The sequence below is a fragment of the Pseudomonas sp. R2-60-08W genome (assembly GCF_003852335.1).
Lineage (GTDB): Bacteria > Pseudomonadota > Gammaproteobacteria > Pseudomonadales > Pseudomonadaceae > Aquipseudomonas.
In genome coordinates this window covers 1,524,543-1,549,422 of sequence record NZ_CP027731.1, presented here as the reverse complement: position 1 = coordinate 1,549,422, position 24,880 = coordinate 1,524,543, and the positions used below count along the sequence as shown (strand labels likewise).

Here is a 24,880-nt window from a genome sequence, read left to right as displayed (position 1 = left end):
CCTGCCGGAAAAAGAGAGCCGTAATGGTACTGGCGCCAAGATACTTGTACAAGCGAAGTACCGTGCGAGGATGCGTTCTGGCGTAACTAAACGACGGGCAATGCCATCATTGGACCAAAGCACCGCGTGAAGCACGCCGTTCACGTAATGAAAACGCCACCTCCTAGCCCTTGGCGATGGTTTTCGCTACCCTTCATCCTTTGATCGATACAGCTCTGACGGTATCGACCGCTCATCGCTTTAGGAAGGCTGCATGTCCACCCCCACAGTTCGCGAACAATTCCTTGTTATCAGTGCCCTCGGCGCCAACCCCATGGAGCTGACCAACGTCCTGTGCCGCGCCAGCCATGAAAACCGCTGCGCCGTCGTGACCTCGCGCCTGACCCGCCATGGCGAATGCAGTGCGCTGGTGCTGCAGATTTCCGGCAGTTGGGACGCCTTGGCGCGCCTGGAGACCGGCCTGCCTGGCCTGGCCAAGAAGCACGACTTCACCGTTAACGTGGTGCGCAGCGCAGCCCTGGAAAATCGTCCACAGGCCCTGCCTTACGTGGCGTATGTCAGCTCGGCCTACCGCTCGGACATCGTCAACGAGCTGTGCCAGTTCTTTATCGACCACAACGTCGAGTTGGAGAACCTGACCTGCGACACCTACCAGGCGCCACAAACCGGCGGCACCATGCTCAACGCCACCTTCACCGTGACCTTGCCGGCCGGCGTGCAGATCAGCTGGTTGCGCGACCAGTTCCTGGACTTCGCCGACGCCTTGAACCTTGACGCCCTGATCGAGCCGTGGCGCCCACAGAACCCCATGTAAGGACGTACCCATGCCGGTAGCCATCGACACACCCGTCGCCGACTTCGAAGCCCAGGCCACCAGCGGCCAGACCTTCAGCCTTGCGGCCCTCAAGGGCAAGCAAGTGGTGCTCTATTTCTACCCGAAAGACAGCACCCCAGGCTGTACCACCCAGGGCCAGGGTTTCCGCGACCAATACGCTGCATTCCAAGCCGCCAATACCGAAGTGTTTGGCGTGTCGCGCGACAGCGTGAAATCCCATGAGAACTTCAAGAGTAAGCAGGCGTTTCCGTTCGAGCTGATCAGTGACAAGGACGAAGCGGTGTGCCAGCTGTTTAATGTGATCAAGCTGAAGAAGCTGTACGGCAAGGAATACCTGGGGGTGGATCGCAGCACCTTTCTGATCGACAGCGAAGGTGTGCTCCGTCAGGAATGGCGCGGCGTGAAAGTGCCAGGGCATGTGGACGCGGTCTTGGCGGCGGCGCAGGCGCTGAACAAGGGCTGATCTTCAGCCCATAAAGCCATCAGACTTTGCGCAACCAATAACGGTACACACCTGCCGCTTCTTCCTCTTGGACCAGCGTGTGGCCCGCCAGCTTGGCAAAGGTGCGGAAGTCGCGCTGGGAGCCTGCGTCCGTGGCGGTCACTTTGAGTACAGCCCCGCTGGCCAGTCGATTGAGCTCCAGCTTGGCCTTGAGCAAGGGCAGCGGACAGTTGAGGCCGCTGGCGTCGAGTTCGGCGTCAAAGGCTACAGCGTCGGTCATGGTGTTACTCCAGGCAAACATTTGAGCTGCTTAGAATATCTGGTCCGAAGCTCAGTGTCCGGCTACAGTAAGCTCTTTGTCGAAAGGCTTTGTGCATGACTTTCCTGCGCCCTACCCTGCTGACGCTGGCCTGCCTGCTGGCCTCCCCGGCCTTCGCTGACGAGCTGCCCTCACTTGGCGACGCCAGTTCTGCCATTGTCTCGCCGCAACAGGAATATCAACTGGGCCGCGCCTGGCTGGCCTACCTACGCGGCCAGGTCTCGCAACTCAACGACCCGCAGCTCAAGGACTACGTCGAAACCAGCGTGTACAAGCTGGTGGAGACCAGCCAGGTCAATGACCGGCGCCTGGAATTCATCCTGATCAACAGCCCACAACTCAACGCCTTCGCCGCACCCGGCGGGATCGTCGGGGTCAATGGCGGCTTGTTCCTCAATGCCCAGACCGAAGGTGAATACGCATCGGTGCTGGCCCACGAATTGGCGCATTTGTCCCAGCGCCACTTTGCTCGAGGCGTGGAAGCGCAGTCGCGCATGCAGATCCCGATGATGGCTGCCCTGCTCGGCGGCATCATTGCTGCCGCAGCCGGCGCTGGCGATGCAGGCATTGCCGCGATTGCCGGCTCCCAGGCCGCCGCGATCCAGGAGCAGCGTCGATTCTCTCGGCAGAATGAACAGGAGGCCGACCGTATCGGCATCCTCAACCTGGAGAAAGCCGGCTACGACCCGCGCTCCATGCCTACCATGTTCGAGCGCCTGATGCGCCAGTACCGCTTCGACGCCAAGCCGCCGGAATTCCTGTTGACGCACCCGGTGACGGAATCGCGGATCGCCGACACCCGCAACCGCGCCGAGCAGGCCAAACCCGGCGGAAAGGAAGACAGCCTGCGCTATCAGTTAATCCGCGCTCGGGTGCAATTGAAGTACGAAGACACCCCAGGCCTCGCCGCCAAGCGCTTCCAGGCGCAGTTGGACGAGAACCCGAAGAACGATGTGGCGCGTTATGGCCTGGCCATCGCCCAGATCAAGGGCACCCAGCTCAAGGAAGCACGGGAGAGCCTGGCACCGCTGCTGGCCAAAGCGCCCAACGACATCACCTACAACCTGGCGCAGATCGAGCTGGACATCACCAGCAATCGCATGCCAGACGCACAACAACGCACTGACCGCATGCTTGCCCAGTACCCCAGCAACTACCCGCTGAACCAGGTACGCGTAGATCTGCTGCTCAAGCAGAATCGCACCGCTGATGCAGAAAAAGCCCTGGATGGCTTGCTCAAGTCCCGCCCGGATGATCCGGACGTGTGGTATCAGGTCGCCGAGACCCGTGGGTTGTCGGGCAATATCATCGGCCTGCACCAGGCACGCGCCGAATATTTCGCGCTGGTGGGCGACTTCCAGCAAGCCATCCAGCAACTGGACTTTGCCAAGCGCCGCGCAGGCAATAATTTCCCACTGTCCTCGCGCATCGATGCACGCCAGCGCGAGTTGATCGAACAGGAACGCCTGGTGAAAGGGATGATGAGCTAAACCCATCGCCCACAAAAAAGCCCCGCCATCATTCACCGATGGCGGGGCTTTTTATTGAGCTGGAAGGCTACTCGGCCAGCTTGAAGGTGATGAAGCTGGCACGCCCCTGACGCAGCACGCGCATCGACACCGAACGATTCTTTGGCAACGCCTTGGCGATGTCGGCGAATTCCTTGGTGGTATCGATCGCCTGATTGTTCAGGTGGGTGATCACATCGCCCGGTTGCAGGCCGATCAAGGCGGCTGGGCCGTCCAGCACTTCCTTGATCACGACACCGCTCTGGAGATCGAAGGTTTTCTTCTGCTCGGCAGTCAGCTCAACTACCGCAATGCCCAAGCGGTTGCTGCTGCGCTCGGCGCCTGGCTTGGCGTTACCCAGAGCATCCAGGGTCGCGCCCTCTTCCGGGATTGCCCCCACGGTGAGCTCGACATTCTGGCGCTTGCCGTCACGAATCACTTCCAGCTTGGCTTTGCTGCCCGCCTTGAGTGCGCCGACCAGATGCGGCAAGTCAGCCGACATGATGATCGGTTGGCCGTTCATGCTCAGGATCACGTCGCCAACCCGCAGGCCGCCTTTGGCAGCCGGGCCGTCGTCCTGGATCTGCGCGACCAGTGCACCCGCCGGCTTATCGAGACCGAAAGACTCAGCGAGGTCCTTGTTCACTTCCTGGATCACCACGCCCAGCCAACCGCGACTCACTTTGCCACCGGCCTTCAACTGATTGGAAACGTCCATGGCCACGTCGATCGGAATCGCGAAAGACACGCCCATGAAACCACCGGAGCGGGTGTAGATCTGCGAGTTGATCCCGACTACTTCGCCGGCCAGGTTGAACAGCGGCCCGCCGGAGTTGCCTGGGTTGATCGGCACGTCGGTCTGGATGAACGGCACATAGTTTTCATTGGGCAGGCTGCGGCCGATGGCGCTGACAATGCCCTGGGTGACGGTGTGGTCAAAACCGAACGGCGAACCGATCGCTACCACCCACTGGCCCGCTTTAAGGTCCTGGGATTTACCCAGTTTAAGCACCGGCAAGTCTTTGCCTTCGATTTTCAGCAAGGCCACGTCGGAACGCGGGTCGGTGCCGACCAGCTTGGCTTTCAACTCACTGCGGTCGGCCAGGCGCACGAGGATCTCGTCAGCATCGGCAATCACGTGGTTATTGGTGAGGATATAGCCGTCGGGCGAAATGATGAAACCGGAGCCCAGGGACTGCGCTTCGCGCTGGCCACCGCCACCACCGCGCGGGGTGCGTGGTTGCGGCATGCCTCGCTCGAAAAACTCGCGCAGCATCGGCGGCAAGCCTTCCAGGTCGGGCATCTGCTGGTTCGAAACTTTGCGATCCGGCAATTTCTGCGTGGTACTGATGTTCACCACCGCAGGCGAGGCCTGCTCCACCAGTTGGGTGAAATCAGGCAGCTCGACCGCTTGTGCGGGCACGGCCTGACCCAGCACCAGCACCGTGGCGACTATGGATAAGTAAGACTTCAAACGTGGTATCGACATACAGCTCCCGTTACGACGAGCAGGGTTGAGCGACAGGGTTCAAAAAAAGCCGGAAACCGCGCCCGGCATTTTTTGTTCCGCGAACAAAACAAGGCAAGGGCCGAGAAGCCCTGACCTATAAAAAACATAAGGATTTTTTGCAAGTGAAAATGCTGATCCAGACATTTCATGCTCTCGACAGGCACCCTAGCATGGCAGCAGGGTGAAAGATCAGGATGAACACTGAATTAACGACTCACGGATTGGCTGCGGCCTTTTCACCGCGAACCGACAACGCGATGCGCTCAGCGGTGCCGATTGGGATTTCTCCGACAACCGTCACCATCATCTGCCCGTCCACCGTATTCACATGCCGCGACACCGCAACCGTAGGCCCAAGCTGAGTGCGGGTTTCCGACACACTCGCGCCGTCGGTGGGTTCAAGAAATACCGAGAAACGTGCAAGCCCATCATCGTACATCAAGCTGTCGAGGGTGGATTTTGTCTGTGGGTCTCTGCGCGATGTAGTGCTACTCAGCTCAAAGCCAGGCGGCAACCAGTCCAGGTGCCACGCGTTGGAGGCGGGCGTTTGCGATGTCTCGCTGCGGCCAATCGCAACAGGCGTGCATTCGCTGCTGGGCTGCAAGTCTCGATCAACGGGAGAGGCAGACGTATTCAATCGAACAAACTGAAAGCGCTCCAGCAGTCGCCCCTGCTCGCTGAGTAGCAACGACTTGAGGGGTAACGCGGTTTCACGATCCAGGTGCAACTCGAAACCATAGCGGTAAGGGTCGCGCGGGGTGATCGAAACAATAATTGCATTACGACCAGCCACGCGAGATTTGCCGATAACGGCCAGTTCGTAGAATTGATTGAGTTTTTGCGGGTTCAGCGAACGTGACGCACTGTCACGGGAATTACCCAGGCCGGCGACAAGGGTGCCGCTGACGCACTGAGTGTGACCTTCTACCCGCACGACTTCTTGGGCAGAACCATCGAGCTGCAAAAGCCGCTCCCTGACCTGACCGTCGTGGACAAGGTGCCAGATATCGTAGGTAGAAAAACTGCCGTTACGCTCATAGATGAACGTACCTTGAAAGCTTTGCTGCTGCTCCGCACGCCCAAGTCGAGTCAGCCAGTCTTGGGCTTCATCGGCATGGGCGGGTAGTGCAAACCAACTACTGAACAAGAGCGTAAGGAGCGGTATGGCGCGCATAGGGCTCCTTAGCGGTTCAGCGGTTTTCCAGGCTTGCTGCGCGAGCGTATGGCAGAGCACTTTCAGCGTTCTTGCCAGCCGCTTCCTGTGCATGTTGACGCAGGTAGCCTGGGAGACGCTGATCCTGCCAGCCGGATTGCCCCTGAAGCACACCGTTAGCCATAGGGCCGGCGGTATCAGAGCTTTCCTTGTAGCCAGCCAGTACAGCCGGGCCTTTGACTTGCGGACCGGCCATGACCGGTTGCTGAGTCTGCTGGGCCAGTTCGGCACCAGCGATTTCGTCCTGGTTGTACAGACGAACACCGGCCAGTACGGCGACGGTCACCGAAGCAGCGACTGCCAGACGACCCAGGCTACGCCATGGACCACGAGCAGCTTTTGCCGGAACGGCTTCATCGGCCAGCGCGGCAGAAACGGCCGCAGCAATATCCAGACGAGGGATTAGAAGATCCTTGTGCATCACCGCCCGAGCGACTTGGTAACGAGACCAGGTATCACGGGTTTGGGCATCATCAAATGCGTTGAGCACTCGACGAAGTTCCAGTTCATCCGCTTCGTTATCCATCACTGCGGACAGCGATTCCTGCAGGGCATCACGACTCATGGCGGTTCCTCTCTTGGCTGTCGCCGCTGTCTTTAGTTTTCCTGCAACAACGGTTGCAAGGCTTTGTCGATGGCTTCCCGGGCCCGGAAAATCCGTGACCTTACAGTCCCCACCGGACACTGCATGACGCTCGCAATGTCTTCGTAACTCAGACCATCGAATTCACGTAAAGTTAACGCCGTACGCAAATCTTCTGGCAGTTGCTGAATTGTTCGATGAACGGTTCCCTCGATTTCGTCGCGCAGCAACGCACGCTCCGGCGACTCGAGATCTTTGAGGCCGTGATCGCCATCATAGAATTCAGCATCTTCTGAACTGACATCACTGTCTGGTGGGCGGCGGCCGCGAGACACCAGATAGTTCTTCGCCGTGTTAATGGCGATGCGATATAGCCACGTGTAAAACGCACTATCACCGCGGAAATTGCCCAGTGCACGATACGCCTTGATAAAGGCTTCCTGTGCAACGTCCTGCGCTTCATGGGTGTCGTGCACAAACCGCACGATCAACCCGAGAATTTTGTGCTGATATTTCAGCACTAGCAGATCAAATGCGCGCTTGTCGCCGCGTTGTACGCGCTCGACCAGCTGCTGATCCTCTTCCTGGGTTAGCATGAACACTCCTCGTTGTACTCGAAGGAGGCTTGCATAACTAAACGATCAGGCTTGTAAACATAGACTCGGGCTTTTCGCAAAAGTTCTCCCCCTTCAAGCAAGTTTCCGGCACGCACTGATTTGGCACACACGAAAAACGCAGCTCAGGCAACGCCGGCTGCGCGAATAATCTTTTCGTCGGTTTTCTGACGCGTCCAATGCTCCCGACGGGCCAATAAACACAACGTTTTTCCCAGCTTTCGGGCAACCTGCTATTGAGTCGGGGCTTATGCAAAAAGTTCCCGCTCGCTGACTGGCTGTTTAACCGGGTGCTGTGCACCGTAATCTCACAATGCCACGAATGCCTGGCTATTGTGCCGCTCCACCCCTCTATATACTAGTGGTCCGTGTGCCCCTTTGATTCGCCGATCCAGGCGTCCTGCTTGCGCCTCCTCTTCGGATCGCTTTTTGCGGAATCCATTCAATGAGCCAACAGTTTCAACACGATGTCCTGGTGATCGGCAGCGGCGCCGCCGGCCTGAGCCTGGCACTGACCCTCCCCAGCCATCTGCGTATAGCCGTACTGAGCAAAGGCGACTTGGCCAACGGTTCGACATTCTGGGCACAGGGCGGCGTCGCTGCCGTACTGGACGACACCGACACCGTACAGTCCCATGTCGAAGACACCCTCAATGCAGGCGGCGGCCTGTGCAATGAAGACGCGGTGCGCTTCACCGTCGAGCATAGTCGCGAGGCGATCCAATGGCTGATCGACCAGGGTGTGCCCTTTACCCGCGATGAACACGCGGGCAGCGATGACGGCGGCTTCGAGTTCCATCTGACCCGTGAGGGCGGCCACAGCCACCGCCGCATCATCCATGCCGCCGACGCCACCGGCGCCGCCATTTTCAGGACCTTGCTCGACCAGGCTCGCCAACGCCCCAACATCGAATTACTGGAGCAGCGAGTCGCCGTCGACCTGATCACCGAAAAACGCCTGGGCCTTCCCGGCGAGCGCTGCCTCGGCGCCTATGTGCTCAACCGCACCAGCGGCGAAGTCGACACCTACGGCGCGCGCTTCACCATCCTTGCCTCAGGTGGCGCGGCCAAGGTCTACCTCTATACCAGCAACCCCGACGGGGCCTGCGGCGACGGCATCGCCATGGCCTGGCGCTCGGGCTGCCGGGTGGCGAACCTGGAATTCAACCAGTTCCACCCCACTTGCCTGTACCACCCCCAGGCCAAGAGTTTCCTGATCACCGAGGCGCTGCGCGGGGAAGGTGCACACTTGAAGCTGCCCAATGGCGAACGCTTCATGCAACGCTTCGACCCGCGCGCCGAGCTGGCACCGCGCGACATCGTCGCCCGCGCCATCGACCATGAGATGAAGCGCCTGGGCATCGACTGCGTCTACCTGGACATCAGCCACAAACCCGAAGCCTTCATCAAGACGCACTTCCCCACCGTCTATGAGCGCTGCCTGACCTTCAACATCGACATCACCAAAGGCCCGATCCCGGTCGTGCCTGCCGCGCATTACACCTGCGGCGGCGTAATGGTCGACCAGCATGGCCGCACCGACGTGCCCGGCCTGTACGCCATTGGCGAAACCAGTTTCACCGGCCTGCACGGCGCCAACCGCATGGCCAGCAACTCGCTGCTCGAATGCTTTGTGTATGCGCGCTCGGCGGCGGCGGACATCCTCGAACAACTGCCGCGCATCGCGGTGCCGGCCGCCCTGCCGCGCTGGGATGCCAGCCAGGTGACGGATTCGGACGAAGACGTGATCATCGCGCACAACTGGGACGAGCTGCGGCGCTTCATGTGGGACTACGTGGGGATCGTGCGCACCAACAAGCGCCTGCAACGGGCACAGCACCGGGTGCGATTGCTGCTGGATGAAATCGACGAGTTCTACAGCAACTATAAAGTCAGCCGCGACCTGATCGAATTACGCAACCTGGCCCAAGTCGCCGAGTTGATGATCCGCTCGGCCATGGCGCGCAAGGAAAGCCGAGGGCTGCATTACACCCTCGACTACCCGCAGATGCTGCCTGAGGCCCGCGACACTATTCTGGTGCCAGCCACCTACGGCGACTGAACTTCAAGCGTACGCGCAGGCGCCGATGCATATCCGCAGCCTGCGCGTCGTGAGGCACGCACGTCGAGCGCACCCATCGTTCACCTTGCACCCGATAGCGCAGCACCACGACCAGCGGCAGCGCCAGGCTGTCGGGCCGTAACTGCACGCTGTGCCAGCCGCGCTCGGCGCTGAACAATTGCCAGCCATCCTCATCGCGGCGCAGGCCCCGAATCGACGAGCGGTGAGTCAGCAACACATGCCGCGGCAACACCCAGGCGGCGTGGGCCAGGCACGCCAGCATGCCAAGGGATGCAAGCGGCAGATCGACTACCAGACAGGCACCCAATGCAAACAGTTGCGCAATCAGATACGCCGCCAGCAACAGCCGTGAGGCCTGCCAGCGGCACTCAAAACGGTTACTTGGGCTGGACACGGTCCAGGATCATCCGAACCATGCGTTGCAGCTCCGGATCTTCCGATTCGGCGCGCTCCATGAACCAGCCGAACATGTCCTGGTCTTCGCATGTCAGCAGCCGTACGTAAAGGTCGCGATCTACCTGGTTGAGCGTCGCGTAGACTTCTTTGGTGAAAGGCACCAGCAACACGTCCAGTTCCAGCATGCCGCGACGGCTGTGCCAGTAGAGGCGATTGATTTCTACATCTTCGACCATGGAACGCTCCTCAAATAGAGCGCAAGTATACAGGCCCGACGGCACCGGGACAGCCGGCTTTGGTCGCGCCCCATGGAAACTATGCATTTGCCGGGCGCCCCTCTATGATGCACCCATGACTTTTTGACCTGCGATGACCCATGGCCGACTCTGCTTTCTTCTGCTCGCTGTCCCACGAAGGCGTTCTCGCCGTCCGCGGCGCGGACGCTGCCAAATTCCTGCAGGGCCAACTGACCTGCAACCTCAATTACCTGAGTGACACCCAGGCCAGCCTGGGCGCGCGCTGCACGCAAAAAGGCCGGATGCAGTCAAGTTTTCGCATCCTGCTACAAGGTGACGGCGTGCTCCTGGCCATGGCCAGTGAACTGCTCGAGCCGCAATTGGCGGACCTGAAGAAATACGCAGTGTTCTCCAAATCCAAACTCACCGATGAAAGCGCCGCCTGGGTGCGTTTCGGCCTGGCGCATGCCGACCATGCGCTGGCCGCGCTGGGCCTGGCGTTGCCGGTCGAGACCGACAGCGTGACGCGCACCGAGACGTTGATCGCCATCCGCGTGTCGCCTGGCCGCGCTGAACTCTGGGCACCCGCCGAACACGCCGAAAGCCTGCGCAGCCAGTTGGCGGCAAGCCTGCCGCAAGCCGAGCTGAATGAATGGCTGCTGGGCCAGGTCCGCGCCGGCATCGGCCAGGTGATGCCGCAGACCCGCGAACTGTTCATCCCGCAGATGCTCAACCTGCAAGCGGTGGGCGGCGTCAGCTTCAAGAAAGGTTGCTACACCGGCCAGGAAATCGTCGCGCGCATGCAGTACCTGGGCAAACTCAAACGCCGCCTGTACCGCATGAGTCTGGCTGCGACCGAATTACCCGAGCCAGGCACCGCACTGTTTTCCCCGAGCCATAACAGTTCGATCGGCGAAGTGGTCATCGCGGCAAAAGCGGATCAGTCCATTGAACTTCTTGCCGTGCTGCAAGCCGAAGCTGCCGATAACGGCGACGTACGCTTAGGCAGCCTGGAAGGCCCGGGCCTGCGACTGCTTGACCTGCCCTACGCGCTGGACCGCGATCGTGAGATCCAGCGTTAACCGCCGTACTTTTTTTGCAACACCCTAGAGAGTATGAATGAACGAGCTGGCGGAAAAAGTCCAACAGGCTTTGATGAAGGCCATCGACAACGATGACCTGGTTCTGCCGACATTACCGGAGGTGGCCCTGAAAATTCGTCAGGCCGCCGAAGACCCGGAGATCAGCATCAGCCACTTGAGTAAAGTGATCAGTCGCGATACCGCCCTGTCGGCGCGCCTGATCAAAGTGGTCAATAGCCCGTTGCTCAGAGCAACTCAGGAAGTTACCGACCTGCACACCGCCATCACGCGGCTCGGCACCAATTACAGCAGCAACCTGGCCATCGGCCTGGTCATGGAGCAGATCTTTCACGCCCGCTCCGAGGTGGTCGAACAGAAAATGCGCGAAGTGTGGCGCCGCAGCCTCGAGGTAGCGGGCGTCAGCTATGCCTTGTGTCGCCGGCATAGCCAACTCAAGCCCGACCAGGCGGCCCTGGGCGGCCTGGTGCACCAGATCGGCGTGCTGCCGATCCTCACCTATGCCGAAGACCATTACGAGCTGCTGTCCGACCCGGTCAGCCTCAACCACGTGATCGACAGCATCCATCCGGTATTGGGCGACAAGCTGCTCAGCGGCTGGGACTTCCCCGAAATGCTGGCAAAATTGCCCGGCCAGTATCTGAACCTGGAACGCGACGGCGCCCAGCTCGATTACATCGATGTGGTGCAGGTCGCCGTGCTCTACTGTCACCGCCACACCGGACACCCACTGGCGAACGTCGATATGGCGGGTGTACCAGCGGTGAAGAAGCTGCGGATTGACCCCTACAGCGAAACGTTGCGCACCGAGCTGGATGAAGCACGTTCGATGTTCTACTGATCCCCGGCGATAAAACTCACGCGCACTTTCAACCCCACCGATTCGCCATCGTGCAGGCTGATCTGCGCCAGGTGCGCACGGCAGATCTCCCCGACAATCGCCAGCCCCAGGCCCGACCCCATACCCTGCTGGCTGCGCCGATAAAATCGCTCAAATACCCGATCCCGCTCATCCAGTGGGATACCGGGGCCGTCGTCTTCGACTTCGAGCACTGCTGGCGCCGTCACCCGCAAAATCACGTTGCCGCCCGGTGGTGTGTGTGCCAGCGCATTGTCCACCAGGTTGCTCAGCAACTCATTGAGCAGCGTCGGTTCGCCGCGCAGCCACACCGGCTCGTCTGCTTCCAGCGCCAAGGCAACGCCTCGCGCGTGGGCCAATGGCGCCATGGCCATGCCCAGCTCTCGGGCCAATTGGCTGAGGTCTAGCAACTGCGCGCCGCCTTCGGCAATGGCCCTGGCACCATTTTCGATGCGTGCCAGGGACAGCAGCTGATTAGCCAGGTGCGTGAGACGGTCGGTGCCCTGGGCGGCGGTTTCCAGGGTGGTGCGCCACGTGGTCGGGTCTTCGGCGCGCAGGCCCAGTTCCAGGCGGGCCTTGAGCGCGGCCAGCGGCGTACGCAACTCGTGGGCGGCGTCGGCAATGAACTGCGCCTGGCGTTCGAACTGGCCGCGCAAGCGTTCGGTGAAATGGTTGAGGGAACGCACCAGCGGGCCGAACTCATCCTGCACCTCTACCAGCGGCAAGGGCCGCAGGTCATCGGGCTGGCGTTCTTCCACCGCCGTGCGCAGGCGCTCCAGCGGGCGCAGCGCCGCGCTGACGGCAAACCACACCAGCAACAGCGCGCCAATAGCCAGCATGCCCAGGCGCAACAAGGTGTCGGCCATCAGGCTGCGGGCCATGGCGACCCGGGCTTCGTCAGTTTCTGCGACACGGATCTCCGCCATGCCATTCATGTTCGGCTCGGAGACAGCCTTGAGCAGGCTCACCACGCGCACCGGCTGGCCCTGATACACGGCGTCGTAGAACCGCGCCAAGGCCGGGTAATCGTCAGTACGCGGGGTGCCGGGCGGCGGGCCGGGAAGGTTTTCATAACCCGATATCAGCTTCTGGTTGATGTCGTTGACCTGGTAATAGATACGCCCGGCGCTGTCGTAGGCAAAGGTGTCCAGAGCCACGTAGGGCACGTTGGCACTGAGCGTGCCGTCCACCTGGGTCAAGCCGGCGGCAATGGTGCGCGCCGAGGCCAGCAGCGTGCGGTCATAGGCGGTGTCGGCCGCTTCGCGCCCGTTCCAGTAGGCACTCATGCCGCTGGCGAGCATCAGCAGCACCAGCAACAGCGCGAGGTTCCACAGCAGGCGCCAGCGCAGGCTGCTGGGCTTATGCATCGCGGGCTTCCAGCAGGTAGCCAAGGCCACGGAAGGTGACAATGGCGATAGGCTGGCCGTCGAGTTTCTTGCGCAGGCGGTGCACATAAATCTCGATAGCGTCCGGGCTGGCTTCTTCGTCGAGACCGAACACCTGGGAGGCCAGTTGCTCCTTGCTCATCACGCGGCCAGGCCGGGCGATGAGCGCCTCGAGCACCGCTTGCTCGCGCGAGGTCAGCGTCAGCAGTTCGCCACCGACCGTGAAACGCCGAGTATCGAGGTCATACACCAGCACGCCGCACGCCTGCTGGCGCTCGCCGCCCAATACGCTGCGTCGTAGCAGCGCCTTGACCCGCGCTTCCAGTTCCGTCAGTTCAAACGGTTTGGCGAGGTAATCGTCGGCGCCCAGGTTCAAGCCATGCACGCGGTCTTTTACATCGCTGCGTGCCGTCAGCATCAACACCGGCAAATTTTTTCCACGGGCGCGCAAGCGTGCCAACACTTCGAAACCATCCATGCGCGGCAGCCCCACATCAAGGATCGCCGCCGCGTATTCCTCGCTGCTCAACGCCAGGTCCGCAGCCACGCCATCATGCAACACGTCGACGGTCAACCCTATGCTCTTGAGCGCTTGGGCGACACTTTCGGCGAGTTGCAAATGGTCTTCAACCAGAAGGACACGCATGAATTTCTACCTCGTGCAGGCGTGGTCGACGCCACGCTTTGGCGGGCAGTTTACAGGCGCAACCTGCCCTGTGAAGCCCGAAAACATTGAAAGGCAACTGAAAGGTTAGTGAAAGCTTCGCCCTTTAGGATCCAGTCACGGTGGTTACGCCCGCCGAGCTACCTCACCCGTAGCGCCCGAAAAACGCCTCGAAGCGTTTTCGCCAAAATAAGAACAATAACGGAGTGCACCACGATGCTGTCGACACAGCCCCAGGCTCGCCCGCCTGCAAGAAATTCCCGCCTTACTCACACCACTCTGCCCTGGCCGTCTTCGAAGACGGTGGCCGTGCGCTCGCGCAACGCCAGGCACAGCATTGCACGCGGCTAAGCCACTCATAACAAAAATACGGAGATCACCATGACCCTTTCACTGCGTAAAGTTGCCATTACCGCCGGCTGCATGCTGTTTGCCGGCCAACTGCTGGCCGCCGACGAACCCAAGCGCCCTGAATGCATCGCCCCGGCTTCCCCGGGCGGTGGTTTTGACCTGACCTGCAAGCTGGCGCAAAGCGCGCTGGTCAACCAGAAACTGCTGAGCAAGCCGATGCGCGTGACCTACATGCCAGGCGGCGTGGGCGCAGTGGCCTACAACGCGGTGGTCGCTCAGCGCCCTGCGGATGGAGGTACCCTGGTAGCCTGGTCCAGCGGTTCATTGCTGAACCTGGCCCAGGGCAAGTTCGGTCGCTTCGATGAAAGCGCCGTGCGCTGGCTCGCCGCGGTGGGCACCAGCTACGGCGCCATCGCGGTGAAAAGTGATTCGCCCTACAAGACCCTCGACGATCTCGTAAAAGCCTTGAAGAAAGATCCAGGCAGCGTAGTGATAGGTTCCGGCGGCACAGTGGGCAGCCAGGACTGGATGCAAACCGCCCTGATCGCCAAGGCCGCCGGGATCAATCCGCGCGAGCTGCGTTACGTCGCGCTGGAAGGCGGCGGCGAAATCGCTACCGCGTTGCTCGGTGGCCACATTCAGGTGGGCAGTACCGATATTTCCGACTCCATGCCACACATCCTCAGCGGTGACATGCGCCTGCTGGCGGTGTTCTCCGAGCAGCGCCTGGACGAGCCGGAAATGAAGAACATCCCGACCGCCAAAGAGCAAGGCTATGACATCGTCTGGCCAGTGGTGCGCGGCTTCTACCTCGGGCCAAAAGTCAGCGATGCCGACTACGCCTGGTGGAAGGATGCCTTCGACAAACTGCTGGCTTCCGACGAGTTCGCCAAGCTGCGTGACCAGCGCGAGCTGTTCCCGTTCGCCATGACCGGCCCGGAACTGGACACCTACGTGAAAAAACAGGTGGCTGACTACAAAGTGCTGGCCAAAGAGTTCGGCCTGATCCAGTAAACGCCCCGCTTTCGCGCGGCCACGCCCGTTTAAATACGCGGTGTGGCCCAGGAGTTCACCATGCTCTTACAACGCATTTTCGCCGCCGTACTGTTGCTGGCCTGCGCCGGCCTCGCCCTGATGGCCTGGCCGTATCAGGCAGCGTTTTCCTACGAGCCGGTCGGGCCTCGCGCCTTTCCGCTGCTGATGCTCGGGCTGATGAGCCTGGCGCTGATCTACATGCTGTTTCGCCCGCAACCCACCCAACACACCGAAGAAGACCCGGCGCTGGACCGCGACACACTGGTCAAGATCGGCATTTGCGTAGCGCTGCTGATCGTGTTCGCCGCCACCTTCGAATCGTTGGGTTTCATCCTCAGCAGCCTGTTGATCGGCATCCCGATGGCACGCCTGTATGGCGGGCGCTGGATACCCAGCGTAGTGATCGTCGGCCTGATGGCCATCGGCCTGTACCTGCTGTTCGACAAAGCCATGGATGTGCCGCTGCCCCTCGGCCTGCTCGACGTACTGGAGAACTGATATGGATACTTTTGGCTATTTGGGCCAGGGATTCGGCGTCGCGCTGAGCCCGTACAACCTGGTGACCGCCTTGTGCGGCACGTTGATCGGCACTGTGGTCGGCCTGTTGCCGGGCCTGGGGCCGATCAATGGCGTGGCGTTGTTGATCCCCATCGCATTTGCTCTGGGCCTGCCCCCCGAATCGGCGTTGATCCTGCTCGCAGCGGTGTACCTGGGCTGCGAATACGGCGGCCGTATCAGCTCAATCCTGCTCAATATTCCGGGCGAAGCCTCCACCGTGATGACCACCCTCGACGGCTACCCAATGGCCCGCAAAGGCCTGGCCGGCGTAGCGCTGTCGTTGTCGGCGTGGAGTTCGTTCATCGGTGCCTTTATCGCCACCTGCGGCATGGTGCTGTTTGCCCCGCTGCTGGCCAAATGGGCGATTGCCTTCGGCCCGGCGGAATATTTCGTACTGATGGTGTTCGCGATTGTGTGCCTGGGCGGCATGGCCGGCGACAAGCCGTTGAAGACCTTTGTGGCGGCGCTGATCGGCCTGTTCCTCTCGGCGGTAGGCATCGATGCCAACAGCGGCGTGTACCGCTTTACCGGCGACAACATCCACCTCACCGATGGTATTCAGTTCGTGGTGTTGGTGCTGGGCCTGTTTTCCATCAGCGAGATCCTGCTGCTGCTGGAGAAAACCCACCGTGGCCAGGAAGCGGTCAAAGCCACCGGACGGATGATGTTCAACCTGAAGGAAGCCAGTGCGGTCTTCGTGGTTAACATCCGCTGCGGCTTACTCGGTTTCATCATGGGCGTGTTGCCGGGTGCCGGTGCAACCCTGGCGTCTGCCGTGGCCTACATGACCGAAAAACGCCTGGCCGGCGCCAACGGCACATTCGGCCAGGGCGACATGCGCGGCCTCGCCGCGCCGGAAACCGCAATCGGCGCGTCCGCCTGCGGCGCCCTGGTGCCGATGCTGACCCTGGGCGTGCCCGGCTCGGGCACCACGGCCGTGATGATCGGCGCCCTGTCGCTTTACAACATCACGCCCGGCCCGCTGCTGTTCCAACAGCAACCGGACATTGTCTGGGGCCTGATCGCCTCGTTGTTTATCGCCAACATCATGCTGGTGATCCTCAACATCCCGATGATCCGCATCTTCACCCGTATCCTCGCCGTGCCGAACTGGGCGCTGGTGCCGGTGATCGCCATCATCACCGCAATTGGCGTGTACGCGGTGCATGCCACCACGTTCGACCTGTTCCTGATGGTCGGTATCGGCATCTTCGGCTACATCCTGCGCAAGCTCGACTTTCCGCTGTCGCCGGTATTGCTGGGCTTTATCCTCGGCGGCCTGATGGAGCAGAACCTGCGCCGCGCGCTGTCGATCTCCAACGGTGCGCTGGACATCCTGTGGTCGAGCCCGATCACCTTCGGCGTCTGGGTACTGACCGCGCTGATGCTGATGTTCCCGCTGGTGCGCATCTACCGCAAACGTGCCTTGCAGCGTCGTGCCGTGGCCGATGTCTGAGGTCACTTTCAAGCAATGGTGGGGAACACCGCTGGTCGGCCTGGCCGGCGGTTACCTGGCCAGCCTCGTCGGCTGGCCTTTGCCCTATATGGTCGGCTCGTTGCTGGCGATCATCCTGGTGCGCTGCCTCACGCCCTGGCAATTGGCGGAAATTCCCGGCGGGCGCAAATGCGGCCAATGGGTAGTGGGCATCGGCATCGGCCTGCACTTCACGCCGGTAGTGATCGAACAGGTGATGAGCCACTTCGGGCTGATTTTTTTCGGCGCATTGGTCACTAGCCTGTCGAGCGTGGTCGGGGTGTGGTTGATGCGCCGCAGTGGCGAAGATCGCGCCACCGCGTTTTTCTCCAGCATGCCGGGTGGCTCCGGGGAGATGGTCAACCTCGGCGCGCGCAATGGTGCGGTGCTCAGCCGGGTTGCGGCGGGGCAGAGTTTGCGCGTGCTGGTAGTGGTACTGTGCGTGCCGGCGATCTTCAAGTATTTGCTGGGCGGTGGCGCGCCGCAGTTTCATCCGGCACCCGTTAGTTGGCTGTGGCTGGCGTTGCTGTTTCCGATGGGGGCTCTGGTGGCCTGGGGCTGGCAGCGTTTGCACCAGCCGAACCCTTGGCTGTTCGGCCCGTTGCTGGTGAGTGCGACTGCCAGTGTTGTGTGGGACCTACATATTGGTTTGCCCGACGGTGGCAGTCAGATTGGCCAGTGGTTGATCGGCAGCGGGTTGGGCTGCCACTTCAACCGACAGTTCTTTCGCAGGGCTCCATCCTTTATGGGTCGCACGTTGATCGGCACCGCCTTGACCATGGCACTGGCGACATTGGCGGCGGTGGGCTTGAGCGCCGTGACTCACTTGGACCTGCGCTCCCTGACCCTGGGCATGATGCCCGGCGGTATTGCGGAGATGAGCCTTACGGCTGAAACCTTGCAATTGTCGGTGCCGTTGGTGACAGCGATGCAGGTGATGCGTTTGTTGTTTGTGCTGTTCCTGGCGGAGCCGTTGTTCAGGTACTGGAATCGTCAGCTTTGAACAAGCAGCTTGTAGTGCTTGCCAGGTTTTGTGACCGTTCATCTGGACTGTCATTTCTCACAGCTAGGCATTCTCAACCACAGAGCGCATGAATTCCGGGGCAGGGCTCCTACCTGCAGCCTGTGAACCCCTGGGAGTGCACATGATGGAAGAACCTATTCAAAGCCCCCCTGGCGATGCCGGTACACCTGCACAAATTGTGCAAACCATTGCAGTGCCGGGCTCTCCCAATCGCCTGGTAATGAACCGTGCAGGAACACGCCTTTATGTGGCAAGCGCCACAGCATCGGGATCCCTCACCGTTCTAGATACCCAGCCACTTAGCGTCATACAGACGGTAGAAAATCTCGGCTCCCCGATATGGCTGGCAATCAACCCGGCAGGTTCGCGCATTTACGTGAGTGACAACAGCGCCGCATCGGGAAACCCGATTACCGTTATCGAAACCGTGAGTAACAGCGTCATCGCAAGAGTCACGGGGTTTACGACGGTTAATGGCATGGCTTTGAACTCAACCGGCACCCGGCTCTACGTCGCTGATTACGGGGCTTCAGAGTTGGTAACCATTGACACCAGCGACCACCAACGCGTAACCGAAACATCTGTGCGTTACGCTAAGGAAGTGATAGTGGCGCCCCATGACGACACCCGCGCTTACGTTGTGTCGGATTTAGCGGGCTGGAGCATCGTCAACCTTGGAACCGAGCCGATCGTCAGGCAGCTCGCCATCGCCGCAGGCAGTCCTACCTCGATCGGTCATAGCCCACGCTATCCGCGCATTTACATCACTCACCGCGACGAGGGCCGCTTGACTATCGGCGACGCCTTGATTCCTGAAGTCAGCAAGTACATCAGCGGCCTCAACGAGCCCTGGGGCATAGCATTCAGCCCCCTCAGCGAGATGGCCTATATCACTGAGAGAGGACACATCAGCATTTATGACACCCGGCTTGAACGCATGGTCGGCACGATCGCAGGTTTCGGCAGTCTGCGAGGTATTGTGGTGGCTCCGGATGGCCGCAATCTGTATGTCGCTGATATTCAAAACCAAACGATATGCATGGTCAGGCTATAGCAACGCACGGGTCAGACAGGCGGCAACCGCCACTCGATCGGCGCCTCGCCATTCTGCTCAAGAAACTTGTTGGTGCGACTGAAATGCCCGCAGCCCAGAAATCCGCGATACGCCGACAACGGTGACGGGTGCACCGAGGTCAGCACCAGGTGCTTGGTGGCATCGATCAGCTTTTGCTTGCTCTGGGCGTGGGCGCCCCACAACAAAAACACCAGATGCGGCTGATGCTCGCTGACCACCTCGATGATCCGGTCGGTAAAGAACTGCCAACCCTTGCCCGCATGGGCATTGGCATTGGCGCGTTCCACAGTCATGGTGGTGTTGAGCATCAGCACGCCCTGGTCGGCCCAGCTTTGCAGGTAGCCGTGGTTGGGGATGTCGATGTTCAGGTCACGCTTGAGTTCTTTATAGATATTGACCAGGGACGGCGGCGCCGGCACGCCCGGTTGCACCGAAAAGCACAGGCCGTGGGCCTGGCCGGGGCCGTGGTACGGGTCCTGGCCGAGGATCACTACCTTGACCTTGTCCAGCGGCGTCGAGTTGAGGGCATTGAAAATCAGCGGGCCGGGCGGGTAGATCTCTTTGCCGGCCGCATATTCCTGGCGCAGGAACTCGCGCAATTGGGCCATGTAGGGCTTCTCGAACTCATCGCGCAGGGCGTGTTTCCAGCTGGGTTCGAGTTTGATACGGTCGCCATCGGTCATAGTTGAATTGTCTTGTAAAAAAGAATGAGGCGAACCCTAGGAAAGCCGACCCCGCTTGTCAATTGATCTGACACACCACCGGCGCTTTCCCACGAAGGGATCATACTCATCCTTCACCTTCTCGATTGAGGTCACGATGAACCTGCACTTCGAAGAACTGACCGGCAGCGACGGCGCCCGCATCGGCATCGCCAGCCTGGACGCGGAAAAGACCCTCAACGCCCTGTCCCTGCCGATGATTTTGGCCTTGGGTGATCGCCTGGATGCCTGGGCCAAGGACCCGAACATCGTCTGCGTATTGCTGCGCGGCAATGGCCCCAAGGCCTTTTGCGCCGGTGGCGAAGTGCGCAGCCTGGCGCAGGCCTGTCGCGAACAACCCGGCGAAGTGCCCGCCCTGGCCGCGCAGTTTTTCGCTGCGGAGTACCGCCTCGATTATCGCCTGCACACCTATCCCAAGCCGCTGATCTGTTGGGGCCACGGCTATGTGCTGGGCGGCGGCATGGGGCTGCTGCAAAGCGCGTCCGTGCGTGTCGTGACGCCCACCAGCCGTCTGGCCATGCCGGAAATCAGTATCGGCCTTTACCCGGATGTCGGTGCCAGCAGGTTCTTGTCGCGCCTGCCCGGCAAACTCGGGTTGTTCCTGGGCCTTACCGGCGCCCATATCAATGGCCGCGATGCCTTGGACCTGGGCCTGGCCGACCGTTTCCTGCGCGATGACCAGCAAGAGGAACTGCTCGAAGGCCTGCTGCAACTGAACTGGCAGGAACAGAGCGCGATGCAGCTCAACAGCCTGCTCAAGGCCCTCGCCCAGGAAGCCGTCGACGAGCAACCCGAAGCGCAGTGGTTGCCGCGCCGTGGGCAGATCGACGAATGGCTGGATGTGGGTGACATACGCTGCGCCTGGCGCGCGTTGAGCCAGTTGCGTGATCACGCTGATCCGCTGCTGGCTCGCGCCGGCAAGACGCTGAGCGAAGGCTGCCCGCTGACCGCCCATCTGGTGTGGGAGCAAATCCGCCGGGCTCGGCATTTGTCGTTGGCCCAAGTGTTCCAGATGGAGTACACGGTGAGTCTCAACTGCTGCCGTCATCCGGAATTCGCCGAAGGGGTAAGGGCGCGGTTGATCGATAAGGACCAGGCGCCGCACTGGCACTGGCCGGATATCAACACAATTCCAGAGGCGGTGGTGCAGGCGCATTTTGAAAAAGCCTGGGAGGGTAGGAATCCTCTGGCAGATTTATCCGATTATTGACAGCCTATCGTTGCGAGTCATTTATCGTGAATGCGCAATTATCGGGTTGATTGTCACGGCAGACGTAAACCTGTTGATCGAAGGGAATCTTGCCGAGCTCCCAATGCAAGCTGTCGGTCAGCGACATGGTGTTGGCAGCGCCCGAAATGCAAGGACGCATAACGACCAGCTCTTCACGCTGGTTTTCATAAACGCACTTTTCCACGTAGCCGTTTTTTCGGTCAGTGCCCTTTTCAGGCGTGAATAAAGCGCCAAGAAAGCTATGTATATATTCGTTAGGCTCAACCTTGGGACCTTGCCAGAGCACGCCATCCTGCTGGTATTGAAAGTAGCCTTTGACGTTTCGGATCATCGATTTATCCGGACAAAACTGCTTTGCCCCCGCCGGGCCCATGACGCAGCCGACTAGTAAAAGCACGCACATCAGTTGTTTGAACATAGAGGCTTTCCTTCACAAGCACACAGCGTTCCCCGCAGTGAATTAGATCTTGAGCCTCAAAGATAGCTGTTAAATCTGACAGTGCCGACGAATGGCAGGCAAAAAAAAGCGGCGCATCATGCGCCGCTTCGTTCAAAGCCTTTCTTCAGCGGTGACCACCGCGCCCACCGCCATGCTCACCACCCCGTCCGTGACCGCCGTTTCCCCAACGATTTCCTCCCCAGCCCTGGTTCGGATACGCCCGGTAGGCAGACCTCGGATAATAACGTGGCGCGGGTTGGTAATAACGCGGCGCCGAGTAATAGCGCGGGGCCGGATAGTAACGTGGAGCCGGCGCGTAGTAGCTGCCCCTGTCATAGCGAGGGCCACCGTAATAATAGGCAGGCGCCGGTGCGGTATACACCTCGGAGCGATAGTAAGTGGCGCCTCCATCGTAGTAGGGCACACAAGCTGACAAAGTCAGGCCGAGTAATGCAGTGAGCAGCAGTCGTCGATACATGGCGGCCTCCTGGACCGCGGAAGAGCACCTCCAGCGACGCTGGAGAGCGGCATCCAGCTTGCGCCGAATGACACAATATCTGACATCAAAAACAACATCTGGTGCGTTTCAGTAACAACTTGATACATCAACACGCAACTCCTGTAGGGGCAACCAACGGGAGCCCAAGCTATATCGTTTCAGTCACTTTCACGCAGATACCATGTCGCTCTCGATGACGGCATTGTCCTGCTGCGGGTCCGAGCTGTATTGTGCAAGGCCCAGCACACCTGCCTATACAGCCTGACCCTGCCATGACCACACCCACGCTTTGCCCCGCCTGCGGAGCCGTCAACGACTGCGCCCTGGCAGACCCACGCACGGTTGACCAGGCGTGCTGGTGCTTCAATGTCACCATTGACCCAGCGGTAGTCCTCGCGCTACCTGACGAACTTCGCAATAAAGCCTGCCTGTGCCCGCGTTGCGCCCAAGTGGATGAACAGTTGCGCACCCCTGATGCGCGTTGATCGGTTCCTCAGCAACCTGCCGCGCTTCAATCGCAGGCAAGTAAGGCTGCTGTTGGTGGAACGCCGCGTCAGCGTCGAGGGTGTAACGGTCAGTAATCCCCACCATGAGGTACGCGAGTTCAGCCAGGTGTGCGTTGATGGTGAGGTGCTGCAGGCGGGCAAACCGGCGCGCTATTTCATGCTGCACAAACCCCAAGGGTGCGTGAGTGCCACGGCGGATCCGCAACACCCTACCGTGCTCGATCTGCTGAATGAGCCGGACAAAGGCACGCTGCATATTGCCGGGCGCCTGGATTACAACACGACCGGCCTGATGTTGATCACCAACGACGGCCAGTGGTCGCGGCGCCTGACACAACCGACGACCAAGTTGCCCAAGGTGTACCGCGTGGAAACAGCGCAGGAAATCGGTCCCGAATACGCGGTGACATTCAAGGCGGGCCTGTACTTCGCTTTCGAAGACCTCACCACCCAACCCGCCGAGCTGGAATTACTCGGACCGACCACGGCGCGCTTGAGCATCATCGAAGGCCGTTATCACCAAGTGAAACGCATGTTCGGGCACTTCAATAACAAGGTGATCGCGCTGCACCGTGAGCGCATGGGCCCGCTGCAGTTGGATCCGTCCCTTGCGCCGGGGGAATACCGAGCCCTGACTGACGATGAAATCCGACAAGTCTGACGACCGTTCAGCCGCTGGTGGCAAAAAACCAGCCAGGCGGCTTGCGACCTGCCGAGTCTGTGCTTGAATCAAGTTCACCCGTTGAAATATGACTGGCGAGTCACCTATAACCTCCAAGAAACACCTTGCCCCGCCCGTGCTGGATTGACGGGCCGTCCCGGCAAACATCCCGCCCTGACAACCGCTGTCGGCCATCCGCAATCGGACCGACAGGGCGCTCATCTCCAGGCGTATGCCTACCTGTCATAAAGCTCGTGCAAAGTCATTTGCGCGCCCTACCCGCTTGCCAGGAGTCTTACGACATGAGGCCAGAAATCGCTGTGTTGGATATACAGGGTCAGTACCGGGTTTACACGGAGTTCTATCGCGCGGATGCCGCTGAAAAGACCATCATTCTGGTCAACGGCTCGATGGCCACCACGGCCTCTTTCGCCCAAACCGTGAAAAGCCTTTACCCCCAATTCAATGTGGTGCTGTACGACCAGCCCTACGCCGGCCGTTCCAAAATCCACAACCGCCACGAGCGGATGCTGACGAAGGAAGTCGAAGGCCAGATCCTGCTGGAGCTGATCGAGCGCTTCGCCGCCGAACACGTGCTCTCGTTCTCGTGGGGCGGTACTGCCGCCCTGTTCGCCCTCGCCCAACGCCCGCGACGCATTGAAAAGGCGGTGATCAGCTCATTCTCCCCAGTGATCAACCCGCCCATGCGCGACTACCTTGAGCGCGGCGTCGACTACCTCGGCAACCTCGACCGCGACCGCGTCGGCCATCTGGTCAACAGCACCATCGGCAAGCACCTGCCGTCGCTGTTCAAGCGCTTCAACTACAAGCACGTAAGCAGCCTGGCCGAGCATGAATACGGGCAGATGCACTTCCACATCAGCCAAGTGCTTTACAGCGACCGCTTGTGTTACCTCAACGCAGCCAGGCAGATCGACATTCCGGTGCTATTCCTGAACGGCGAATGGGACGAGTACACCAGTGCCCAGGATGCCAGGCTGTTTGGGCAACACATAACCCACAGCAGCTTCAGCACTGTCCAGGCCACGGGGCATTTCCTGGATATGGAGCATAAAGCGGCATGCCGGGACAGCCGGGAGGCGGTGGTAGGCTTTTTGAAAGGGCAGCGGCCGGTGGGTCGGTTACGGTATCAGCAGGGTCAGACGCACCATGCATTTGCGGTCTGAAATGAGGCCCACTGTAGGCGCGGGTTCCTGCAGTGGCGCCGCTTGTCTGCGTACGGTGCGCGCGCAACATGCGATTTTTTCGAAGAAAAACTTCAAATCCGGGTGAACATCTGGTACAAAGTCAGCCGCTTTGAGCGGGTATAGTTTAGTGGCAAAACGAAAGCTTCCCAAGCTTTAGTTGAGGGTTCGATTCCCTCTACCCGCTCCACTCAAATTGGCTTTCATGTCATGCCATCGCTGACACGAAATGCATAAAAAACCGGCTCCTGGGGGCCGGTTTTTTTTGGCTGACGTTCAGGTGGCTATAACGCTCGCCTTCTACGAAGAATTCGAGCGCAAGAAACGTAGTTTGCCAATACCCTGATGGGCCT

The 24,880-nt window shown here is 60.2% G+C and carries 27 protein-coding genes and 1 tRNA gene; 16 read left to right on the top strand and 12 right to left on the bottom strand.

The genetic code is table 11. From position 1 onward, the window contains the following. Nucleotides 1-253: 253 nt before the first annotated feature. Together C4J90_RS07010 and C4J90_RS07005 are read left to right on the top strand one after the other, a co-directional pair. Nucleotides 254-814, top strand: a complete 561-nt coding sequence (locus C4J90_RS07010; RefSeq protein WP_003189463.1) for a glycine cleavage system protein R — start codon at nucleotides 254-256, stop codon at nucleotides 812-814. Between the two features lie 10 nt (nucleotides 815-824). Next, entirely contained in the window at nucleotides 825-1,298 is a 474-nt protein-coding gene (locus C4J90_RS07005; protein WP_124419488.1) for a peroxiredoxin, read from the top strand. Between the two features lie 19 nt (nucleotides 1,299-1,317). On the opposite strand, the gene C4J90_RS07000 is transcribed toward C4J90_RS07005, so the two are convergent. Continuing rightward, nucleotides 1,318-1,557 carry a sulfurtransferase TusA family protein gene (locus C4J90_RS07000; RefSeq protein ID WP_124419487.1) on the bottom strand — a complete coding sequence of 80 codons (240 nt, stop codon included), beginning with the start codon at nucleotides 1,555-1,557 and terminating at the stop codon, nucleotides 1,318-1,320. Nucleotides 1,558-1,652: 95 nt separating this feature from the next. Between C4J90_RS07000 and C4J90_RS06995 the strand changes: the two genes are divergently transcribed. Further along, nucleotides 1,653-3,086 (top strand): M48 family metalloprotease, encoded by a 1,434-nt coding sequence (locus tag C4J90_RS06995; protein ID WP_124369958.1) that lies wholly within the window; start codon nucleotides 1,653-1,655, stop codon nucleotides 3,084-3,086. A 67-nt stretch (nucleotides 3,087-3,153) separates the two neighbouring features. Here the strand turns inward: C4J90_RS06995 and C4J90_RS06990 are convergent, their stop codons facing one another. From C4J90_RS06990 to rpoE, 4 genes are all read right to left on the bottom strand, one after another. Then, a complete protein-coding gene (locus C4J90_RS06990; protein ID WP_124419486.1) occupies nucleotides 3,154-4,593 on the bottom strand; it encodes a DegQ family serine endoprotease in 1,440 nt (479 codons plus the stop codon). Between the two features lie 235 nt (nucleotides 4,594-4,828). Next, entirely contained in the window at nucleotides 4,829-5,788 is a 960-nt protein-coding gene (locus C4J90_RS06985; protein ID WP_124419485.1) for a MucB/RseB C-terminal domain-containing protein, read from the bottom strand. Nucleotides 5,789-5,804: 16 nt separating this feature from the next. After that, nucleotides 5,805-6,392 (bottom strand): sigma-E factor negative regulatory protein, encoded by a 588-nt coding sequence (locus tag C4J90_RS06980; protein ID WP_057723059.1) that lies wholly within the window; start codon nucleotides 6,390-6,392, stop codon nucleotides 5,805-5,807. 32 nt (nucleotides 6,393-6,424) lie between these two features. Then, nucleotides 6,425-7,006: an RNA polymerase sigma factor RpoE gene (gene rpoE, locus C4J90_RS06975; protein ID WP_003172477.1), complete on the bottom strand. Its 582-nt coding sequence runs from the start codon at nucleotides 7,004-7,006 to the stop codon at nucleotides 6,425-6,427. Between the two features lie 463 nt (nucleotides 7,007-7,469). On the opposite strand from rpoE, the gene nadB reads away from it, so the two are divergent. Beyond that, nucleotides 7,470-9,086, top strand: a complete 1,617-nt coding sequence (gene nadB / locus C4J90_RS06970) for an L-aspartate oxidase (RefSeq protein WP_124361732.1) — start codon at nucleotides 7,470-7,472, stop codon at nucleotides 9,084-9,086. Here the strand turns inward: nadB and C4J90_RS06965 are convergent. Together C4J90_RS06965 and C4J90_RS06960 are read right to left on the bottom strand one after the other, a co-directional pair. Then, complete coding sequence (locus tag C4J90_RS06965; RefSeq protein ID WP_124361731.1) at nucleotides 9,055-9,501, bottom strand: protein YgfX; 447 nt, start codon at nucleotides 9,499-9,501, stop codon at nucleotides 9,055-9,057. The two genes, nadB and C4J90_RS06965, sit on opposite strands and share 32 nt — an antisense overlap. Then, the gene (locus tag C4J90_RS06960; RefSeq protein WP_014717362.1) at nucleotides 9,485-9,739 is read right to left on the bottom strand and encodes a succinate dehydrogenase assembly factor 2; all 255 of its coding nucleotides are present in this window, start codon (nucleotides 9,737-9,739) and stop codon (nucleotides 9,485-9,487) included. The genes C4J90_RS06965 and C4J90_RS06960 overlap by 17 nt, the downstream gene beginning before the upstream one ends. Nucleotides 9,740-9,879: 140 nt before the next feature. Between C4J90_RS06960 and C4J90_RS06955 the strand changes: the two genes are divergently transcribed. Both C4J90_RS06955 and C4J90_RS06950 read left to right on the top strand, forming a co-directional pair. Then, on the top strand, nucleotides 9,880-10,821 hold the full coding sequence (locus C4J90_RS06955) for a folate-binding protein YgfZ (RefSeq protein WP_124419484.1): 942 nt from the start codon (nucleotides 9,880-9,882) through the stop codon (nucleotides 10,819-10,821). A gap of 37 nt (nucleotides 10,822-10,858) precedes the next feature. Further along, nucleotides 10,859-11,680 (top strand): HDOD domain-containing protein, encoded by an 822-nt coding sequence (locus tag C4J90_RS06950; protein WP_124366212.1) that lies wholly within the window; start codon nucleotides 10,859-10,861, stop codon nucleotides 11,678-11,680. On the opposite strand, the gene C4J90_RS06945 is transcribed toward C4J90_RS06950, so the two are convergent. Both C4J90_RS06945 and C4J90_RS06940 read right to left on the bottom strand, forming a co-directional pair. Beyond that, a complete protein-coding gene (locus tag C4J90_RS06945) occupies nucleotides 11,674-13,065 on the bottom strand; it encodes a sensor histidine kinase (protein ID WP_124419483.1) in 1,392 nt (463 codons plus the stop codon). The two genes, C4J90_RS06950 and C4J90_RS06945, sit on opposite strands and share 7 nt — an antisense overlap. Further along, nucleotides 13,058-13,729, bottom strand: coding sequence for a response regulator (locus tag C4J90_RS06940; protein WP_124361727.1), 672 nt, complete (start codon nucleotides 13,727-13,729; stop codon nucleotides 13,058-13,060). The genes C4J90_RS06945 and C4J90_RS06940 overlap by 8 nt, the downstream gene beginning before the upstream one ends. Before the next feature lie 393 nt (nucleotides 13,730-14,122). On the opposite strand from C4J90_RS06940, the gene C4J90_RS06935 reads away from it, so the two are divergent. The 5 genes from C4J90_RS06935 to C4J90_RS06915 all read left to right on the top strand — a co-directional run bounded on the left by C4J90_RS06935 (nucleotide 14,123) and on the right by C4J90_RS06915 (nucleotide 19,243). Beyond that, nucleotides 14,123-15,112 (top strand): tripartite tricarboxylate transporter substrate binding protein, encoded by a 990-nt coding sequence (locus C4J90_RS06935; RefSeq protein ID WP_164484579.1) that lies wholly within the window; start codon nucleotides 14,123-14,125, stop codon nucleotides 15,110-15,112. A gap of 60 nt (nucleotides 15,113-15,172) precedes the next feature. Then, nucleotides 15,173-15,631 (top strand): tripartite tricarboxylate transporter TctB family protein, encoded by a 459-nt coding sequence (locus tag C4J90_RS06930; protein ID WP_124361725.1) that lies wholly within the window; start codon nucleotides 15,173-15,175, stop codon nucleotides 15,629-15,631. Nucleotide 15,632: 1 nt separating this feature from the next. Continuing rightward, entirely contained in the window at nucleotides 15,633-17,147 is a 1,515-nt protein-coding gene (locus C4J90_RS06925; RefSeq protein ID WP_124414087.1) for a tripartite tricarboxylate transporter permease, read from the top strand. Then, on the top strand, nucleotides 17,140-18,168 hold the full coding sequence (locus C4J90_RS06920; RefSeq protein ID WP_124414086.1) for an AbrB family transcriptional regulator: 1,029 nt from the start codon (nucleotides 17,140-17,142) through the stop codon (nucleotides 18,166-18,168). The genes C4J90_RS06925 and C4J90_RS06920 overlap by 8 nt, the downstream gene beginning before the upstream one ends. Nucleotides 18,169-18,310: 142 nt before the next feature. After that, on the top strand, nucleotides 18,311-19,243 hold the full coding sequence (locus tag C4J90_RS06915; protein ID WP_164488009.1) for a YncE family protein: 933 nt from the start codon (nucleotides 18,311-18,313) through the stop codon (nucleotides 19,241-19,243). An 11-nt stretch (nucleotides 19,244-19,254) separates the two neighbouring features. Here C4J90_RS06915 and ung read toward each other — a convergent pair whose 3' ends face one another. Beyond that, entirely contained in the window at nucleotides 19,255-19,947 is a 693-nt protein-coding gene (ung, locus tag C4J90_RS06910; protein ID WP_124419481.1) for a uracil-DNA glycosylase, read from the bottom strand. A gap of 136 nt (nucleotides 19,948-20,083) precedes the next feature. Here ung and C4J90_RS06905 point away from each other — a divergent pair, with 136 nt between their 5' ends. Beyond that, nucleotides 20,084-21,196, top strand: a complete 1,113-nt coding sequence (locus tag C4J90_RS06905) for an enoyl-CoA hydratase/isomerase family protein (RefSeq protein WP_124419480.1) — start codon at nucleotides 20,084-20,086, stop codon at nucleotides 21,194-21,196. 4 nt (nucleotides 21,197-21,200) lie between these two features. On the opposite strand, the gene C4J90_RS06900 is transcribed toward C4J90_RS06905, so the two are convergent. Then, nucleotides 21,201-21,635: a DUF3757 domain-containing protein gene (locus tag C4J90_RS06900; RefSeq protein WP_124361719.1), complete on the bottom strand. Its 435-nt coding sequence runs from the start codon at nucleotides 21,633-21,635 to the stop codon at nucleotides 21,201-21,203. Nucleotides 21,636-21,780: 145 nt separating this feature from the next. Continuing rightward, nucleotides 21,781-22,134 carry a hypothetical protein gene (locus C4J90_RS27010; RefSeq protein ID WP_124361718.1) on the bottom strand — a complete coding sequence of 118 codons (354 nt, stop codon included), beginning with the start codon at nucleotides 22,132-22,134 and terminating at the stop codon, nucleotides 21,781-21,783. A 293-nt stretch (nucleotides 22,135-22,427) separates the two neighbouring features. Between C4J90_RS27010 and C4J90_RS06890 the strand changes: the two genes are divergently transcribed. The 4 genes from C4J90_RS06890 (at nucleotide 22,428) to C4J90_RS06875 (ending at nucleotide 24,717) form a co-directional block, all read left to right on the top strand. Continuing rightward, nucleotides 22,428-22,640, top strand: coding sequence for a cysteine-rich CWC family protein (locus tag C4J90_RS06890; RefSeq protein ID WP_124361717.1), 213 nt, complete (start codon nucleotides 22,428-22,430; stop codon nucleotides 22,638-22,640). Beyond that, the gene (locus C4J90_RS06885) at nucleotides 22,630-23,322 is read left to right on the top strand and encodes a pseudouridine synthase (protein ID WP_124419479.1); all 693 of its coding nucleotides are present in this window, start codon (nucleotides 22,630-22,632) and stop codon (nucleotides 23,320-23,322) included. The genes C4J90_RS06890 and C4J90_RS06885 overlap by 11 nt, the downstream gene beginning before the upstream one ends. Before the next feature lie 302 nt (nucleotides 23,323-23,624). Beyond that, the gene (locus tag C4J90_RS06880; protein WP_124414082.1) at nucleotides 23,625-24,509 is read left to right on the top strand and encodes an alpha/beta fold hydrolase; all 885 of its coding nucleotides are present in this window, start codon (nucleotides 23,625-23,627) and stop codon (nucleotides 24,507-24,509) included. 134 nt (nucleotides 24,510-24,643) lie between these two features. Then, a tRNA-Gly gene (locus C4J90_RS06875) sits at nucleotides 24,644-24,717 on the top strand. Nucleotides 24,718-24,880: the final 163 nt, after the last annotated feature.

Excerpts from the sequence above, each read along its gene's own strand:
- C4J90_RS07010 (WP_003189463.1), top strand. The coding sequence starts at position 254 with ATGTCCACCCCCACAGTTCGCGAACAATTCCTTGTTATCAGTGCCCTC.
- C4J90_RS07005 (WP_124419488.1), top strand. The coding sequence starts at position 825 with ATGCCGGTAGCCATCGACACACCCGTCGCCGACTTCGAAGCCCAGGCC.
- C4J90_RS07000 (WP_124419487.1), bottom strand. The coding sequence starts at position 1,557 with ATGACCGACGCTGTAGCCTTTGACGCCGAACTCGACGCCAGCGGCCTC.
- C4J90_RS06995 (WP_124369958.1), top strand. The coding sequence starts at position 1,653 with ATGACTTTCCTGCGCCCTACCCTGCTGACGCTGGCCTGCCTGCTGGCC.
- C4J90_RS06990 (WP_124419486.1), bottom strand. The coding sequence starts at position 4,593 with ATGTCGATACCACGTTTGAAGTCTTACTTATCCATAGTCGCCACGGTG.
- C4J90_RS06985 (WP_124419485.1), bottom strand. The coding sequence starts at position 5,788 with ATGCGCGCCATACCGCTCCTTACGCTCTTGTTCAGTAGTTGGTTTGCA.
- C4J90_RS06980 (WP_057723059.1), bottom strand. The coding sequence starts at position 6,392 with ATGAGTCGTGATGCCCTGCAGGAATCGCTGTCCGCAGTGATGGATAAC.
- rpoE (WP_003172477.1), bottom strand. The coding sequence starts at position 7,006 with ATGCTAACCCAGGAAGAGGATCAGCAGCTGGTCGAGCGCGTACAACGC.
- nadB (WP_124361732.1), top strand. The coding sequence starts at position 7,470 with ATGAGCCAACAGTTTCAACACGATGTCCTGGTGATCGGCAGCGGCGCC.
- C4J90_RS06960 (WP_014717362.1), bottom strand. The coding sequence starts at position 9,739 with ATGGTCGAAGATGTAGAAATCAATCGCCTCTACTGGCACAGCCGTCGC.
- C4J90_RS06955 (WP_124419484.1), top strand. The coding sequence starts at position 9,880 with ATGGCCGACTCTGCTTTCTTCTGCTCGCTGTCCCACGAAGGCGTTCTC.
- C4J90_RS06950 (WP_124366212.1), top strand. The coding sequence starts at position 10,859 with ATGAACGAGCTGGCGGAAAAAGTCCAACAGGCTTTGATGAAGGCCATC.
- C4J90_RS06945 (WP_124419483.1), bottom strand. The coding sequence starts at position 13,065 with ATGCATAAGCCCAGCAGCCTGCGCTGGCGCCTGCTGTGGAACCTCGCG.
- C4J90_RS06940 (WP_124361727.1), bottom strand. The coding sequence starts at position 13,729 with ATGCGTGTCCTTCTGGTTGAAGACCATTTGCAACTCGCCGAAAGTGTC.
- C4J90_RS06930 (WP_124361725.1), top strand. The coding sequence starts at position 15,173 with ATGCTCTTACAACGCATTTTCGCCGCCGTACTGTTGCTGGCCTGCGCC.
- C4J90_RS06925 (WP_124414087.1), top strand. The coding sequence starts at position 15,633 with ATGGATACTTTTGGCTATTTGGGCCAGGGATTCGGCGTCGCGCTGAGC.
- C4J90_RS06920 (WP_124414086.1), top strand. The coding sequence starts at position 17,140 with ATGTCTGAGGTCACTTTCAAGCAATGGTGGGGAACACCGCTGGTCGGC.
- C4J90_RS06915 (WP_164488009.1), top strand. The coding sequence starts at position 18,311 with ATGATGGAAGAACCTATTCAAAGCCCCCCTGGCGATGCCGGTACACCT.
- ung (WP_124419481.1), bottom strand. The coding sequence starts at position 19,947 with ATGACCGATGGCGACCGTATCAAACTCGAACCCAGCTGGAAACACGCC.
- C4J90_RS06905 (WP_124419480.1), top strand. The coding sequence starts at position 20,084 with ATGAACCTGCACTTCGAAGAACTGACCGGCAGCGACGGCGCCCGCATC.
- C4J90_RS06900 (WP_124361719.1), bottom strand. The coding sequence starts at position 21,635 with ATGTTCAAACAACTGATGTGCGTGCTTTTACTAGTCGGCTGCGTCATG.
- C4J90_RS27010 (WP_124361718.1), bottom strand. The coding sequence starts at position 22,134 with ATGTATCGACGACTGCTGCTCACTGCATTACTCGGCCTGACTTTGTCA.
- C4J90_RS06890 (WP_124361717.1), top strand. The coding sequence starts at position 22,428 with ATGACCACACCCACGCTTTGCCCCGCCTGCGGAGCCGTCAACGACTGC.
- C4J90_RS06885 (WP_124419479.1), top strand. The coding sequence starts at position 22,630 with ATGCGCGTTGATCGGTTCCTCAGCAACCTGCCGCGCTTCAATCGCAGG.
- C4J90_RS06880 (WP_124414082.1), top strand. The coding sequence starts at position 23,625 with ATGAGGCCAGAAATCGCTGTGTTGGATATACAGGGTCAGTACCGGGTT.